The sequence below is a fragment of the Shinella sp. BE166 genome, from assembly GCF_051201095.1.
Classification (GTDB): Bacteria; Pseudomonadota; Alphaproteobacteria; order Rhizobiales; family Rhizobiaceae; genus Shinella; species Shinella lacus.
This window is the reverse complement of the sequence record NZ_JBPEHL010000002.1, coordinates 565,982-580,905: the sequence shown is the minus strand read 5'-3', so window position 1 is coordinate 580,905 and position 14,924 is coordinate 565,982. Positions and strand designations below refer to the sequence as shown.

Here is a 14,924-nt window from a genome sequence, read left to right as displayed (position 1 = left end):
GGCCGATGCGCTTCGTCAATCCGATCCCCTTCGTCCGTGATATCGGTCGCTCCCGGGATTTCTACCGCGACAGGCTCGGCCTGAAGATTCTGGAGGATTTCGGGACCTTCGTGCTCTTCGAGACCGGCTTTGCGATCCACGACGGACGCGCGCTGGAACAGACGGTCTGGGGAAAGGAAGCAAGCGGGGAAGAGCCCTACGGGCGAAGGAACCTGCTGCTCTATTTCGAGCATGAGGATATCGATGCGGCCTTCGCGGCCATCGCGCCGCATGTGGAGCTGATACACCCGGTCGAACGGCAGGCCTGGGGCCAGCGCGTCTTCCGGTTTTATGATCCGGACGGGCATGCGATCGAGATCGGCGAGCCGCAGGTGAAATAAGCAAGGCGACGGGACCACCTTGCTTTGATCGGTAAACCTCGCCCCATCCTCTGTCGTCATCCTCGGCCCTGAGCCGAGGATCCACATCCGCGGCGTGGCCGTGGATGGATGGTCGGGTCAGGCCCGACCATGACGGAGGAGAGGTCGAGCGGCATTATCAGAAACAACAAGGCCCGGTCGAACCGGGCCTTGTTGTATTTCCTATGGACGATCAACCTATTCCAGGAAGGTCATCGGGTTGACCGGGGTGGCGTTCTTGCGCACTTCGAAGTGAACCTTCGGGCGGGTGGCGTTGCCGCTCATGCCGGACGTGGCGACCGTCTGGCCGCGCTGGATCTTCTGTCCGCGCTGGACGCTAAGGTCGCCGGCATGGCCATAGACCGTGACGGTGCCGTCGTCGTGGCGCACGAGAACCGCGTTGCCGAGTTCCTTCAGGCTGCTGCCGGCATAGATGACCACGCCGTTTTCAGCGGCCTTGATCGGCGTGCCTTCCGGAACCGAGATATCGATGCCGTCGTTGCGGTTGCCTTCGACATTGGCGCCGTAGCCGGCGATGACCGCGCCGCGCACCGGCCAGCGATATTTGCCGATGCCGGTCGATTCGGGGGCATCTTCCGTTACGTCCGACTTTTCGGTCGCTTCGGTCACGGAGACAGTCTTCACCGGTGCCTTGTAGGTTTCCGGCTTCTTTTCCGTCGTCTCGACCTTCTTTTCCTTGTTGACCGGAACCGAGGCCGTCGTCGTCTTGTCCGTCGTCGTTTCGACGCTCGCGCCGCCGGCCGGGATCGTCAGCTTCTGGCCGATGCGGATCGATGCGGTTTCAAGCCCGTTCGCCTTCTTCAGCGCATCGACGGAAACGCCGTTGCTGCGCGCGATCTTGGCAAGCGAGTCGCCCGGCTGCACTTCGTAGCCGGACTTGCCCTTGCCTTCGCCGGCCTCGGCGACCTTGGAATTCGTCTGGCCGGTTTCCGACTTCACCTTGTCCCGGGTGGAGGTGCCCGGCAGGATGGCGACGTTCTGCTCGCCCTTGCGCTCCGGCGTCGGCAGCTTTTCGCCGACCTTCAGCGTGTGGTCCGTCGAGGCCTTAGCGGCACTTGCCGTCGTGCTGAAGGTTGGGATGACGATCTTCTGGCCGGGCTCGGCATCCGCAGCGCGCTTCAGGCCGTTGGCGGCGAGAATTTCCTTTTCCGGCACACCGTAGCGGTTGGCGAGCGTCTTCACGCTTTCGCCCTGGCGCAGCATGACGACCGGTGCGTTCTTCGTCGACCAGCCGGCCTTGCCCTTGACGGTTGAGGTCGTGAGCGTATCGACTTCCTTGACCTTGCGCTCGGGAAGCTCCTGGGCCATGGCGACGTCGCGCTCGGCTTCCTGGCGGGCGCCGGCGGTCGGGTCGTTGAGTTCGCCGCGCTGCACGGTCATCGGCGTCGTGGCGAGCCGCGTGCCGGAGCCGCCGGTGGTGGATGTGTTGATCGGGTCGTAGGAGACCGTGCCCTGATCCGGGAATTCCTGGTTCAGCGCCTGCTCACGGGTGCCCATCTGGTCGGTTGCGACGACCTGCTGGCCGTTGCCGACCGAGCCGCGCGGCACGACATTGTTGCCGAAGAGCGTGCGGCGCGGGACCGAACTCGTCGTGATGTTGTCTGAGCCGGAGGAGGAGAAGAGGCCGCCAAAACGGGAGACGTCCGAGCTGCACCCGGTCGCTACGCTTGCCAGCAGGGCGGCGGCCACGAGGCGGGTCGCGGTCCTACCAAAACTCGGCGATACACTCTTACGCATGAGACTACCCAATCGGTACGCTACTTGATGTAGACCGATTAAAGCGCGTTAGAGTTACTGCACGGTTAAGGACGGGCTATCCGCAACAGGTTTTTGATGAATTGATAACCATGGTGCCCCCGCACCATGGCAAAACGAGGGTGAAAAGCCTCAGAAGCCCGTCGCGTACATGCTGTCGGCGCGCGAGATGCGGCCGTTGACGCGGGCGACATTCTCGACATCGGCAGCACTTGGCTGGAAGATCGCCGAAATGGGCGTCGCGCGGCGCGTGGCGCGTTCACCGAGGACGGCGGCATTTTCGAGGGCGGCATCGGGCGCCGTCATGTCGAGGGCGCTTTCATTGTAGGCGATGGCTTGCAGTGCGGCGACGGCCGGCTCGCGTGTTCCGGCATAACGCGCGCTGCGTTGGTCCTGCGCCGGCATGCTGTCGAAATATTCGACATAGGCGCGATAATAGGCCTTGCGGTCGTCCTTCTCCAGGAAATGGCCGAAGGCGGCATATTCGCGCTTTTCGAGTTGGGCAGTATCGAGGTTTTCACGCTCGGCAGCGGTCAGCGCCGGCAGGCTGGAAGTCGTCTCTTCCCTGGCGACGCTCAGCACGAGCAGCGCATCGACCGTCAGGCCGACATGGGACGACGGGTCGTAGCTGCCGCCGGCGAGATGCGCGGTCGATCCGGCCTCGGCATTCTCCTCGACAGCCTTGCCCGCAGCCTTGCCTGCGAGATAGGCGAGGCTGTCGCTGGTCGAGCTGCTGGTGATCCTGTTCGAGACGTACATTTCCCTCTCCATCGGAACGGCCTCAAAAAATCGGCGTCCTGTGTGGAAACTTCTGCTTCGCTATCGGCCTACGCCCCGAAGCTTGCGCGAAGCTTACGTTGGTTAACAAAAGGTTAACGCGCTGAAATCGCGATGGGAATCCGGGCCGAGCGCCAAGACGCGTTCGCTGGAGGGACTGATTTTCCGGGAAAAAACGCTACGAGACTCAGCAGGCGGACGCCTGCCAAGCCGTAAAAGCCATGAATGAGAGTTTGATTAGAGCGCCTGCGCCATCTGCGGCACGATCGGCAGGTAAGGCACCTCGAAGAGGTCTTCGCGGTCAAAGCGGCTGCCGGTCTTGGTCAGCTTCAGCATGCGGCACTCGGTGTCGCTGACCATGACGGGGGCGATCAGCATGCCGCCGGAGACGAGCTGTTCGGCGAAGAAGCGCGGCAGAGCCTGGAAGGCGGCGGTGACGAGGATGCGGTCGAAGGTGCCCTCGCCCGGCATGCCGTTGCTGCCATCGGCCTGGCGCACGATGACATTGCGGATGCCGGCCTTTTCGATGGATTGCTGCGCATTGGTGGCGAGCGTGCGGTAGCGGTCGACCGTCAGCACGCGCTCCGTCAGACGGCCCATGACGGCGGCGGTGAAGCCGCTGCCGGTGCCGACTTCGAGGATGCGCTGGCCGGCCTTGAGGCTGAGCAGATGCAGCACGCGCACCGCAAGGTCGATTCCCTCCATGAAGGAGCCGCAGTCGAGCGGCAGGACGCGGCGCGAATAGGCCTCGCCGGCAAACTGCGGCGGCACGAAGAGCGTGCGCGGCGTCTGCTCCACGGCCGTCAGGAGGTCGAGATTGTTGATGCCCTGCCCGCGCAGGCGCAGCGCCAGCGCGGCAAAACCTTCCTTCTCGATCACCCGTCCCGTGTTCAATCCGCATCCTCGCCGTTGAGCACGCGCTGCACGCGATCGAGCACGGTGTAATCCGTGAGGTCGAGTTTCAGCGGCGTGACCGAGATCTTGTGGTTCTTGACCGCGTGGATATCGGTGCCGACGCGGAAGTCGCCCTTCCGCTCGCCGAAGCGCAGCCAGTAATAGGGGAAGCCCCGGCCATCGGCGCGCTCGTCGATCGTGAGACCGAAATCGAGCTTGCCCTGGCTCGTCACCTCGACGCCCTTGAGTTCGGCGGGGGTGCAGTTGGGGAAGTTCAGGTTGAAGAAGGTCCAGTCCGGCAGTTCGACGTCCATCAGCTGGCGGATGAGTTTTGGCGCGAAGGTTTCGGCCACTTCCCACGGCACGACGCGGCCGCTGGCATGGTGGTAGGCCTGGCTCAGCGCCATCGACTTGATGCCCTGCAGCGTGCCTTCGATGGCGCCGGCGATCGTGCCCGAATAGGTCACGTCATCGGCCATGTTGGCGCCGGCATTGACGCCGGAGAGAACGAGGTCCGGCTTGACGTCCAAAACTTCGCGCACGCCCATGATGACGCAATCCGTCGGCGTGCCGCGCAACGCGTAACGCTTGTCGTCGATCTTGCGCAGGCGCAGCGGCTCGGAGAGCGTCAGCGAATGGGCAAGGCCGCTCTGGTCGGTCTCGGGCGCCACGACCCAGACATCGTCCGTCAGTTCCCGGGCGATCCGCTCGAGGGCTGCGAGGCCCTCGGCATGGATGCCGTCGTCATTGGTCAGAAGGATGCGCATCTCGTCTCCGCCCGCCGCCTCAGGCGGCCTTCTCGATCTTCTTCAGGCCGCCCATATAGGGCAGCAGGACATCGGGCACCGTGACCGTGCCGTCCTCGTTCAGGTAGTTTTCCATGACGGCGATCAGCGCGCGGCCGACGGCCGTGCCCGAGCCGTTCAGCGTGTGCACGAACTTGGTCGCCTTGTCGTCCTTGCCGCGATAGCGCGCATTCATGCGGCGCGCCTGGAAATCACCGCAGACCGAAACGGACGAGATCTCGCGGAACGTATCCTGCCCCGGCAGCCAGACTTCCAAGTCGTAGGTCTTGCGGGCGCCAAAACCCATGTCGCCGGTGCACAGCGTCATGACGCGGTAGTGCAGGCCGAGGCGCTTGAGGATTTCTTCGGCGCAGGCCGTCATGCGCTCGTGTTCGTCGATCGAGCTGTCCGCATCGGTGATCGAGACGAGTTCGCACTTCATGAACTGGTGCTGGCGCAGCATGCCGCGCGTGTCACGACCGGCCGAACCCGCCTCCGAGCGGAAGCACGGTGTGAGCGCCGTGAAACGGAGCGGCAGCTTGTCCTGGTCGAGGATTTCCTCGCGCACGAGATTGGTCAGCGAGACTTCCGCCGTCGGGATCAGCCAGCGGCCGTCCGTGGTGCGGAACAGGTCTTCGGCGAATTTCGGCAGCTGGCCGGTGCCGTACATGGCGTCGTCGCGCACCAGCAGTGGCGCATGCACTTCCGTATAGCCGTGTTCGCCCGTGTGGACGTCGATCATGAACTGGCCGAGCGCACGCTCCAGGCGGGCAAGCTGGCCCTTCAGCACGGTGAAGCGCGAGCCGGCGATCTTCGCCGCGGCCTCGAAATCCATCCAGCCGAGCGCCTCGCCGATTTCGTAGTGCTCCAGCGCCTTGTGGTTCCAGCCGGGCTTGGCTCCCCATTGCAGCTTTTCCACATTGCCGGTCTCGTCCGAGCCGACCGGCACGTCGTCGAACGGGATGTTGGGAATGCGCGAGAGCTGGTCGGTAAGCTCGGCGGTGACCTGGCGCTCTTCCTCTTCGGCTGCGGGAAGCAGATCCTTGATGGCGGAGACTTCGGCCTTCAGCTTGTCGGCAAGTTCGCCGTTCTTCTGCGCCATCGCCGCGCCGATCTCCTTGGAGGCGGCGTTGCGGCGCGACTGCATGTCCTGCGCCTTCTGGATGACGCTGCGGCGCTTCTCGTCGAGGTCGATCAGCGCCTTTGCGAGGGGGCTTGCGCCGCGCTTCGCCAGGGCGGCGTCGAAGGCGTCGGCATTGTCGCGGATCCATTTGATATCAAGCATTGTCGTTCCAGGCGTTCTTTGGATGAAGGCTCACCCCGCCCGGCAGCGACCTGCGGCAACGCCGCGGGAAAAGCCTCAGTCGGCCTCGCCCGGGGTTGCTACGACCTCGTTTTCCGCGTCCTGCGCGTTCGAGGCGTTCGCCCGCTGCCGTTCGATGAGTCGGGCCGTATAGATGGAAATCTCGTAGAGAAGGATGGCCGGCAGTGCAAGGCCGATCTGGGAAACCGGATCGGGCGGCGTCAGCACGGCCGCCACCACGAAGGCAATGACGATCGCGTATTTGCGCTTTTCCTTCAGCGTCTGCGACGTGATGAAGCCGGCGCGCACCAGAAGCGACGAGATGACCGGGAGCTGGAACACGAGGCCGAAGGCGAAGATCAGCGACATGATCAGGCTGAGATATTCGGAAACCTTCGGCAGCAGCTGGATGGAGACCTGCCCTTCGCCGCCGCCCTGCTCCATGGCGAGGAAGAACCACATGACCATGGGCGTGAAGAAGAAATAGACCAGTGCGGCGCCGATCAGGAACAGGATCGGCGAAGCGATCAGGAACGGCAGGAAGGCCGAGCGCTCGTTCTTGTAGAGGCCGGGCGCCACGAACTTATAGACCTGCTGGGCGATCACCGGGAAAGCGATGACGAAGGCGCCGAACATGGCGACCTTGATCTGCGTGAAGAAGAATTCCTGCGGCGCCGTGTAGATCAGCTCCACATTGCGATGCGTCAGCCCCGCCCACTCCACCGCCCATTTGAAGGGCAGGACGAGCAGGTTGAAGAGCTGCTTGGCGAAATAGAAGCAGACCAGGAAGGCGACGAAAAAGGCGCCGACCGCCCAGAGCAGGCGCTGGCGGAGCTCGATCAGGTGCTCGATCAGCGGCTGGGGCTTGTCTTCGATATCGCCGCTCATGCCTCGTCCTTCTTGGTCTTTGTCGTCTTGGCCTTGGCGGGAGCGGCCTTCTTGGCCGTGGCGACCTTTGCCGCCGACTTGGCAGCGGCCTTCGTCTCGGCCTCGAGCTTGGCGGCCGCCTTGCGCGGCTTCGTGGCCTTCGCGGCCGTTTCGGCAGGCTTCTTCGCCGCCGTCTTCTTTGTCGGCCCCGCCTTTAGTGGGACGGCTGCCACCGGCTCTGCCGAGGCCGGCTTGTTGGCCTCGGACGGCACGGCGAGCGGTACGCTCTCCGCCGGCGTGCTCGTGCTCGTCGACGATGTAACGGAGCTGGCCGACTTCTGCAGGTCCGCCTTGATCTCGTTGCCCATCTGGCGCAGCGGATTGACCGCCTCGCGAATGGTGTTCAGCGGATTGAGCTTCTGCGCCTCGCCGATCGTCTTCTTCACATCTTCGAGATCGGCCTCGCGCAGCGCCTCATCGAACTGCTGGCGGAAATCGCTCGCCATGCCGCGCATCTTCGACATCATGCGGCCGAACGTGCGCAGCATCTGCGGCAGGTCCTTCGGACCGACCACGATGATCAAGACGATCGCGATGACGAGTATTTCGGTCCAGCCGACATCAAGCATTGGGTATTGTCCTCATGGGCCGCGAACCACCGCCCGCGGCCAAACGCCGGTCACTTGACCTCGTCAGCCTTGTGATCGACGGTCTTCGCCTTGTCGGCGGCGGCCGCTTCCTCTTCGGACATGCCCTTCTTGAAATTCTTGATGCCCTTGGCGACATCACCCATCAGTTCCGGAATCTTGCCGCGGCCGAACAGCAGCAGCACAACCACCAGAACGATCAGCCAATGCCAGATGCTGAAAGAACCCATTCCCGTAACTCCCTTTCGAACTCGAACCCCGATGTAAGACGTTCAGGCGTTTTTTTCAAACACTAGTATGTCGCGCTGGTTAGCCGAAAGCGTGACGTCGCGCAATCCGGCCGCCAATTGATCGGCCCTGACACGCGCCCGAACCGGCCGATCGGTGCCCGGCACGGCGAGATCCAGCAGCTCGACCACGCCGAGAAAGCGCCGCGACAGGATGCGCGCCGGAATGTCGCCGCCGGTTTCCATGACGTGCAGGCCCGACAGGCGCACCGCGACATGCACTTTCTGGCCGTCCGAAAAATCCCTGCCGTCGGCATTGCCGAGCGGCGTTTCGACGACGCCGCCGCGCACATGGCCGGGAAATTCGTTGATTTCGGAGAAGAAAGCGGCCGCAAAGATGTTTTTCGGGCGAAGATAGAGCTCTTCCGCCGTGCCCACCTGCACGAGGCGACCGTCCTTCAGAAGCGCGATCCGGTCGCCCATGCGCATCGCCTCCTCGGCATCATGGGTCACCACGATGGCGCTGGCGCGCGAGTGGCGCAGGATCGCCAGCGTGTCGGCGCGGATCGAATCCTTGAGGCGCGAATCGAGGCCGGAGAACGGCTCGTCCATCAGCAGGACCGACGGCCGCGGCGCAAGCGCACGGGCAAGCGCCACGCGCTGCTGCTCGCCGCCGGACAGGACATGCGGAAATTTCTGGGCATAGTGCGACAGTCCGACGCGGTCGAGCGCCACCAGCGCCTCGGCTTCCGCTTCCGCTCGCGGCAGGGCCGTCAGGCCGAAGCGCACATTTTCGAGCACCGACATATGCGGGAACAGCGCGAAATCCTGGAACATCAGGCCGACGCCACGCCGCTCGGGCGGCAGGAAGGTGGTCGGGCCGGCGATCTCGCGGTCGTTGAGCAGCACACGGCCGGCGATCTGCGCCTCGATGCCGGCGGCGATGCGCAATAGCGTCGTCTTGCCGGAACCGGAGGGGCCGAGCAGGCAGAGAACCTCGCCGGGCTCCGCCGTCAGCGAAATGCCGCGGATCGTCTGCTTGTTGTGGTAGCTGTGGTGGATATCCTCGAAAGACAGGCGCGCGCCGAACATCACAGCCGATGCCCGTCTCGTCTCGATACCGTTGGAGCCTGACGGGTCCGAAGCCATTTCCGAAGTTTTCCCAGTCCCTTGGCCAGTCACTGGCGTGTCGCCGGCGACCGGTGCTGGCGATAAGCTTCGTCTATTCGTCTTCTTTTCCGCCCGGTGTCAAGAGACCGAGTTCTTCGAGGTCGAGCTGGGTGATCGGGTCCTCGTCTTCCGCCAGTTCGTCCTCGCGAAGCGGCATGGGCACCTGGAAATTGGCAGGGATGCGGCCGGTCAGCAGGCCAGCGCCCTTCAGCTCTTCCAGCCCCGGCAGGTCGCGCAGGTCTTCGAGGCCGAAATGATCGAGAAAATCGCGCGTCGTGCCGAAGGTGACCGGGCGCCCGGGCGAGCGCCGGCGGCCGCGAAACCGCACCCAGCCCGCCTCCATCAGCACGTCCAGCGTGCCCTTGGAGGTCTGCACGCCGCGGATATCCTCGATTTCGGCACGCGTGACCGGCTGGTGATAGGCGATGATCGACAGCACTTCGAGGGCGGCGCGCGACAGTTTGCGCAGCTCCGTCTCGTCGGTGCGGATGACGAAGGATAGGTCCGGCGCGGTGCGGAAAGCCCAATTGTCGTCCATCTGCACGAGGTTGACGCCGCGCCCGGCATAAAGCCCCTTCAATTCGCGCATGACATGCAACACATCGACGCCGCGCGGCAGGCGCTCGGCGATATAGGCCGCGGAGACCGGGCCGGCGGAGGCGAAGACCAGGGCTTCGGCGATGCGCGCGGCCTCGTGCAGCCGGCGCGGATCGACGATCGTGCCGCCATCCGCATCGCGCGGTGCGTCGTCCTCGCCTTCGATCACGCTCACGGCCCCCCGTCCTCGTCGCCTTCGGGGTTCGGCCCGCGGCGCAGGTAGATCGGCTGGAAGGCGCCGTCCTGGCGAAGCTCCAGCCGCCCTTCCCGCACCATTTCCAGCGTCGCCGCAAAAGCGCTGGCGATCGCCGTGGTGCGGTCAGCCGGGTCGGTCAGGTAGCGCAGCAAGAAATGGTCGAGCGCCGTCCAGTCCTCGAACTCACCGACCAGCAGCGACAGGATGTCCCGCGCCTCGGCGAGCGACCAGACGGTGCGCTTTTCTATGGTGACCTGGGTGATGGCATGGCGCTGGCGCAGCGACGCATAGGCGTTGAGCAGGTCATAGAGCGAGGCCTCGAAGGTCGAGCTTCGTTCGACCGGAATGTGTTCCGGCATGCCGCGGGCAAAGACGTCGCGGCCGAGGCGGTTACGGTTGACGAGCCGGGTCGCTGCATCGCGCATCGCCTCCAGCCGCTTCAGGCGGAAGGCAAGGCTCGCCGCCATTTCCTCGCCGGAGGGACCGTCGTCCTTTGCCTGCCGCGGGATCAGCAGGCGGGATTTGAGATAGGCGAGCCAGGCCGCCATGACGAGATAGTCGGCCGCAAGCTCGATGCGGATCTTTCGCGCCCGGTCGATGAAGACGAGATATTGCTCGGCGAGCGCCAGCACGGAGATGCGGGTGAGATCCACCTTCTGCGTGCGGGCAAGATGCAGGAGAAGGTCGAGCGGGCCTTCGAAGCCGGCGAGATCGACGACGAGGCTTTCCTCGGAAAGCCCCCGCTCCTCGCCGCCCTCCTGCCACAGGTCGTCCATCGGCGCATCCGCACCGCGACCCTTCTTCTGTGGCTTCGGCCCCGTTCCCTGCACGTCGCCCCTCTAGCGTTTTTAAGCCACCGCGATCATCGCGTTGAACTCTTCGCGCAGCGCCTGCTCGTCCGCCCCATCCGGCGTCGGGAAGCCCGCGCGCACCGCATTCGCCCGCCGCAGGCTGTCGCCCGTGAGCGGCGGCACGTTTTCGGTCACCGCTATCATTTCGTCCATGATGCCATGGCAATGCAACACCATGTCGAGCCCCGCGGCGATGATTCCCCGGCTTCTTGCAGCAATATCGCCTTTCAGCGCGTTCATCGACACGTCGTCGGACATCAGCAGCCCGTCGAAACCGATATGGCCGCGGATGATCTCGCTCACCACCTTGGCCGACGTCGTCGCCGGATTGTCGCCGTCGATGGCAGTGAAGACGATATGCGCGGACATCGCCATCAGCTCGTCCTTCAGGCGCCGGAAGGGCACGAAGTCGCAGGCCTCCAGCTCTTCGCGGCTAGCATGCACGACCGGAAGGTCATGGTGCGAATCGACCATGGTGCGGCCGTGGCCCGGAATGTGCTTCATGATCGGCAGCAGGCCGCCGGCCTTGAGGCCCTCCGCCGCCGCCTTGCCCATCACCGAGACGATCTCCGGTTCCTGGCCGTAGGCGCGGTTGCCGATGACATCGTGCACGCCCGGCACGGCGACATCCAAGACCGGCAGGCAATCGACATTGATGCCGAGGCGCAGAAGATCGAAGGCATGCAGGCGCGACATCAGCCAGGCGGCGCGCAGCCCCTTTTCCGCGTCCGCGCGGTAGATCGCGCCGAGCGCCGCGGCATTCGGATATTGCTGCACATGCGGCGGCTTGATGCGCTGGACGCGGCCGCCCTCCTGGTCGATCAGCACGGCAATGTCGCTGCCGCCGCCAATGCAGTCACGCATCTCGGCCGTCAGGTCTGCCACCTGCGCCGGCTCGCCGATATTGCGGCCGAAGAGGATGAAGCCCCAGGGCCGCTCGCTGCGGAAGAAGGCCTTTTCGTCGGCGGTGAGGCTCAGGCCCTTGCAGCCCGAAAGGAAGGATTTCGATTCGCTCATGTCCGCAATCTTAGAGGTTCGGTTTGGAAAGACGAAGGGGTGCGCCTTCGCGGGAATCAAAGAGGCGCGGACCTGCCGCGCCTCTTCAGAAAATCTCTGCCGGCCTCAGCGGGTGACGAGGCAGCTGCCGCCCGCGCTCTTGTAGCGACTGCAGAGCGAGTTCGCCTCTTCGCGCGAGCCGACCGGAATGCGCACACGGAAGAAGGTGCCCTTGTTGGGGATTTCCGCCTTCTTGATATCCACGCCGCGGCCGCCGATGACGCTCGAGAATTTCGAGGACAGCGAGTTGTAGCTCTTCTGCGCTTCGGCTTCGGACGGCAGCGAGGCGATCTGGATCACGTAGCTGCCGGGGGCGACGGCTGCGACCTGCGTCTGTTCCGCCGTCTGCTGGGTTTCGGCCGGCTTTGCTTCGGCAGTCTGCGTGCCCGAGACATTGCCGTTTTCGGTGACGGTGCCGACGACGGTGACCGGCTGGTCGATCGGGCGGGTTTCCGGAAGCGGCGCGTTGCCGTCCGTCGAGGTGTCCGTCGCGCCGATCGTCGTCGTCTTCACGGTGCGCACCGGAGCAGTGTCGTCAACTTGCGCATCCGCCACTTCGGCGAGCGCAGAGCGCGGCTGGCCTTCGCTTGCCGCCTGCTCGGCGCTGAGCGAGGAATCCGCATCGATCGTCGCATTTGCCGTCGCGACGGCTTCGCCCGAGGCGCTGCCAGTCGTTGCGGTGGCCTTGGCGTCGATATCGGCCGTTTCGACCACCGGGTCGGTGACCGTTTCCTCGCGGGCGACCAGCGTGCCGTCCGGCTTGACGATCATCGTCTTGACCTTGCGCGGCGAGACGAGCGGCTTGTTGCCGCCTTCCGTCGTTGCGGTCTGGGGCTCGTCGACGCCCGGCAGCAGACGGTTCTCGTCGTCCGCCTGGATGACCGCTTCGACGCCGTCTTCCGGACCGTCGAACGGCAGGGTTTCCGGCGTCAGCGTGCGCTGCACGACGTCCACCGGCTCTTCCGTCGAGGTGACGAGCTGTTCCTGCTGCGGCGTGGCGGCAGCGTCGCCTGCGACGCGGTCGTAGACGGCCTTGTCCTGGTTCGGGACGGTCTTGCCGCCCTTTTCCTCCGGCACGATCTTCACCGGTGTCTTGTCTGCGAGGATGACGCGCGGCTCGCCTGAACCGGCCGTGCCGCCGGTAAAAGCGGTCCAGGCGTAGACGCCGCCACCGCCGACCAGCAGAAGGGCCGCGAGGGAAGCGGCGATCAGCAGGCCGCGGCGCGGGCGCGCCTGCTCGTCGTCATACCCGTCGCCGGTATAGAGCGTGCTCGCCTGGCCGGGATCGACCGGGATCGCCATGCGCTCCGGCTGGCTCAGCGAGCGGCGGAAATCCTCTTCCAGCGCGCGCTCGAAATCGTCGACATCGTTGATCTGCGCCGTCGGCTGGGCGACGGCCGCGGCAACCGCGCCGGCGGCAACACCCGCCTGTAGGTCTTCCGTGCGCGCCTTGTTCGATGGCTCGGTGAAGAGCTGCGCCATTTCCGCGTCGATGTCGAAATCATAGTCCGGCTGGTAGACCGGCGGCTTTTCCTTCTCGATGACCGGAAGCTGCGGCACGTCGAGCTCGGTCACCGGGGAGACGCCCTCGTCCGTATCGGCAATCATCGCGGGGTCGAAGGGCAGCGCGCCATCGGCCGTCTCGGTGATGACCGGCTGCGGCGCGGTATAGGTGGAGACCGGAACGGCGACGGCGGGTTCGCGGCGCACGGGCGTCACCACCTCGACCGGCCTTGCGACCTCGGCCTTCACCTCTTCCTTCACCGGCTCGTCGTCCAGCGAGAAATCGGAAAGATCCAGGTCGATATCGGACAGGTCGAATTCCAGGTTCTCGAAATCGAGGTCCGGCTCGGCGGCGACCGGGGTCGGCATCGCGACCGGCTCGTGGCGGGTCTCGACGACCGGGCTCTGGACGGGTTCGAAGACCGGTTCGCGAACGGTCTCGACGAACGGCGTCCGCGCCGTCTCGGCAACCGGCTGGCGGTGCGCGACGGGCGTCGCGCGGCCGAAGATGGAGGAGAGGCCGCCGGTGGTGCGCGGCGTCGCCGTCACGGCGGCAAGCGAAGAGCGGGTTTCCGGCACGGGATAACGCTCGACCTCGGCCAGCAGCGCATCGCGGTCGTAGTTCTGGCCCGGCTCGACGGATTCAACCCGGTAGTCGGGCTCGGCTTCGAGCGTGGGTTCTTCGGCCTGCCATTGCGTTTCGGCTTCCGCTACCGCACGGGCGCGGTCCTCGCGGTTTTCGAAGGGCATTTCGGCGACGAAATGCGGCTCGTCGCGGGCATAGACCGGCTCCGCGTGGAACGGCTCGGCATCCTCGCGGACAGTCTCGTCCGGCATCCAGCCGTCAAAATTCGGTTCGCCGTCAGCTTCCACGGTCACCGGCAGCGGCTCGACGAAGGAGGCTTCGGCGCTGTGCTCGCGCGGCGCGCGGTCGTCGGCCAAAAGATCGTCGGCAAAACCGTCGCCGATCGAAAGCTCTAGCTCGCGCTCCAGGTCGAGGCCGACATCGTCGAGCGGGTTTTCGTCCGCGGCGTGCGGCTGGAAGCCGAGGAAGGCCGGCTGGTGCTCATCAGCGCTGGTGCGCTCGGGAATATAGGTTTCGACGACCGGCTCGCTGCGCTGTTCGAAGCGCGGCTCCAGCCTCTCGACGAATTTCAGGCCCGCATGCGCCGTCGGCTCGGCCTCGACGGCGGGCACGTCTTCATGCACGGCCGTTTCAAGCTCGTCGGCCAGCAACAAGGCGGGATCGAATTCCAGTTCCGGCTCAGGATCGGCCGGCCGGACATCGGCAACCACTTCTTCTTCAACAGGAGTCGGCTCGACCGCTGGCTCTTTAAAAGCGGGCTCGCGATATTCGACCTCGCTGAGTGTGGCGCCGTACTGCGGATCGCCGACGATCAGCGCATCCTCGAAAGACGGCTCGATCGCCTGCTCAGTGACGGACGGTTCTTCGAAGGAAGGCTCGCGGTTACCGATATCGCTCGCGGCGACGTCGCGCGTCGGCACTTCGTCCAGAACAGCATCGCTCTCTTCGGCGACCGGCTCCGGCGCGTCGAAGACGGGCTCGACATGGCGCGGGGCCGCCCGCTCGGCGACGACCGGCTCGACCGCGACGCGGCTTGGCGTGTCATATTGCTCGAAGGCGCGCATCAGCTCGTCCTCGAGGGCGAGCACGGGGTTGTCCCGTCGCGGCACAGTTTGCGCGGCGTCGGCGACCGGTTCGGGGGAAGGCTTGCGGACGTCCTGAAGCGGACGCGGCTCGTAGCCGACGAGACGGGCAAGCTCGGCCAACGGATCGTCGTCCGCCAGGAGATCCGTGTCAGCGGTTCCGCTTCGCGCGAAGTTCTTCTCTGCCATACTGCTTCCCACTCACAAGC

At 65.1% G+C, this 14,924-nt stretch carries 14 protein-coding genes; 1 reads left to right on the top strand and 13 read right to left on the bottom strand.

What is annotated here, in order from left to right; genetic code table 11:
* The first annotated feature begins 5 nt into the window (after nt 1-5).
* Nucleotides 6-380, top strand: a complete 375-nt coding sequence (locus tag J2Y63_RS06850) for a VOC family protein (RefSeq protein ID WP_435265424.1) — start codon at nt 6-8, stop codon at nt 378-380.
* Nucleotides 381-596: 216 nt separating this feature from the next.
* On the opposite strand, the gene J2Y63_RS06845 is transcribed toward J2Y63_RS06850, so the two are convergent.
* From J2Y63_RS06845 to J2Y63_RS06785, 13 genes are all read right to left on the bottom strand, one after another.
* Nucleotides 597-2,156 carry a peptidoglycan DD-metalloendopeptidase family protein gene (locus J2Y63_RS06845; protein ID WP_435265423.1) on the bottom strand — a complete coding sequence of 520 codons (1,560 nt, stop codon included), beginning with the start codon at nt 2,154-2,156 and terminating at the stop codon, nt 597-599.
* A 150-nt stretch (nt 2,157-2,306) separates the two neighbouring features.
* Nucleotides 2,307-2,933 (bottom strand): hypothetical protein, encoded by a 627-nt coding sequence (locus J2Y63_RS06840; RefSeq protein ID WP_435265422.1) that lies wholly within the window; start codon nt 2,931-2,933, stop codon nt 2,307-2,309.
* Between the two features lie 255 nt (nt 2,934-3,188).
* Nucleotides 3,189-3,845: a protein-L-isoaspartate(D-aspartate) O-methyltransferase gene (locus tag J2Y63_RS06835; RefSeq protein ID WP_435265421.1), complete on the bottom strand. Its 657-nt coding sequence runs from the start codon at nt 3,843-3,845 to the stop codon at nt 3,189-3,191.
* A complete protein-coding gene (surE, locus tag J2Y63_RS06830) occupies nt 3,842-4,612 on the bottom strand; it encodes a 5'/3'-nucleotidase SurE (protein ID WP_319318984.1) in 771 nt (256 codons plus the stop codon). Before surE ends, J2Y63_RS06835 begins: the two co-directional genes overlap by 4 nt.
* A gap of 19 nt (nt 4,613-4,631) precedes the next feature.
* Nucleotides 4,632-5,915 carry a serine--tRNA ligase gene (serS, locus tag J2Y63_RS06825; protein ID WP_435265420.1) on the bottom strand — a complete coding sequence of 428 codons (1,284 nt, stop codon included), beginning with the start codon at nt 5,913-5,915 and terminating at the stop codon, nt 4,632-4,634.
* Between the two features lie 75 nt (nt 5,916-5,990).
* Nucleotides 5,991-6,821: a twin-arginine translocase subunit TatC gene (tatC, locus tag J2Y63_RS06820; protein WP_435265419.1), complete on the bottom strand. Its 831-nt coding sequence runs from the start codon at nt 6,819-6,821 to the stop codon at nt 5,991-5,993.
* A complete protein-coding gene (gene tatB, locus J2Y63_RS06815; protein ID WP_435265418.1) occupies nt 6,818-7,429 on the bottom strand; it encodes a Sec-independent protein translocase protein TatB in 612 nt (203 codons plus the stop codon). The genes tatC and tatB overlap by 4 nt, the downstream gene beginning before the upstream one ends.
* A gap of 50 nt (nt 7,430-7,479) precedes the next feature.
* A complete protein-coding gene (locus J2Y63_RS06810) occupies nt 7,480-7,677 on the bottom strand; it encodes a twin-arginine translocase TatA/TatE family subunit (RefSeq protein WP_256116053.1) in 198 nt (65 codons plus the stop codon).
* A 42-nt stretch (nt 7,678-7,719) separates the two neighbouring features.
* Nucleotides 7,720-8,823 carry an ABC transporter ATP-binding protein gene (locus tag J2Y63_RS06805; protein WP_435265417.1) on the bottom strand — a complete coding sequence of 368 codons (1,104 nt, stop codon included), beginning with the start codon at nt 8,821-8,823 and terminating at the stop codon, nt 7,720-7,722.
* Between the two features lie 73 nt (nt 8,824-8,896).
* Nucleotides 8,897-9,562 (bottom strand): SMC-Scp complex subunit ScpB, encoded by a 666-nt coding sequence (gene scpB, locus J2Y63_RS06800; RefSeq protein ID WP_435265524.1) that lies wholly within the window; start codon nt 9,560-9,562, stop codon nt 8,897-8,899.
* Nucleotides 9,563-9,612: 50 nt separating this feature from the next.
* Nucleotides 9,613-10,413 carry a segregation and condensation protein A gene (locus J2Y63_RS06795; protein ID WP_435265416.1) on the bottom strand — a complete coding sequence of 267 codons (801 nt, stop codon included), beginning with the start codon at nt 10,411-10,413 and terminating at the stop codon, nt 9,613-9,615.
* Nucleotides 10,414-10,485: 72 nt separating this feature from the next.
* Nucleotides 10,486-11,505, bottom strand: a complete 1,020-nt coding sequence (gene nagZ, locus J2Y63_RS06790) for a beta-N-acetylhexosaminidase (RefSeq protein ID WP_435265415.1) — start codon at nt 11,503-11,505, stop codon at nt 10,486-10,488.
* A gap of 105 nt (nt 11,506-11,610) precedes the next feature.
* On the bottom strand, nt 11,611-14,904 hold the full coding sequence (locus tag J2Y63_RS06785) for an SPOR domain-containing protein (RefSeq protein WP_435265414.1): 3,294 nt from the start codon (nt 14,902-14,904) through the stop codon (nt 11,611-11,613).
* Nucleotides 14,905-14,924 lie beyond the last annotated feature (20 nt).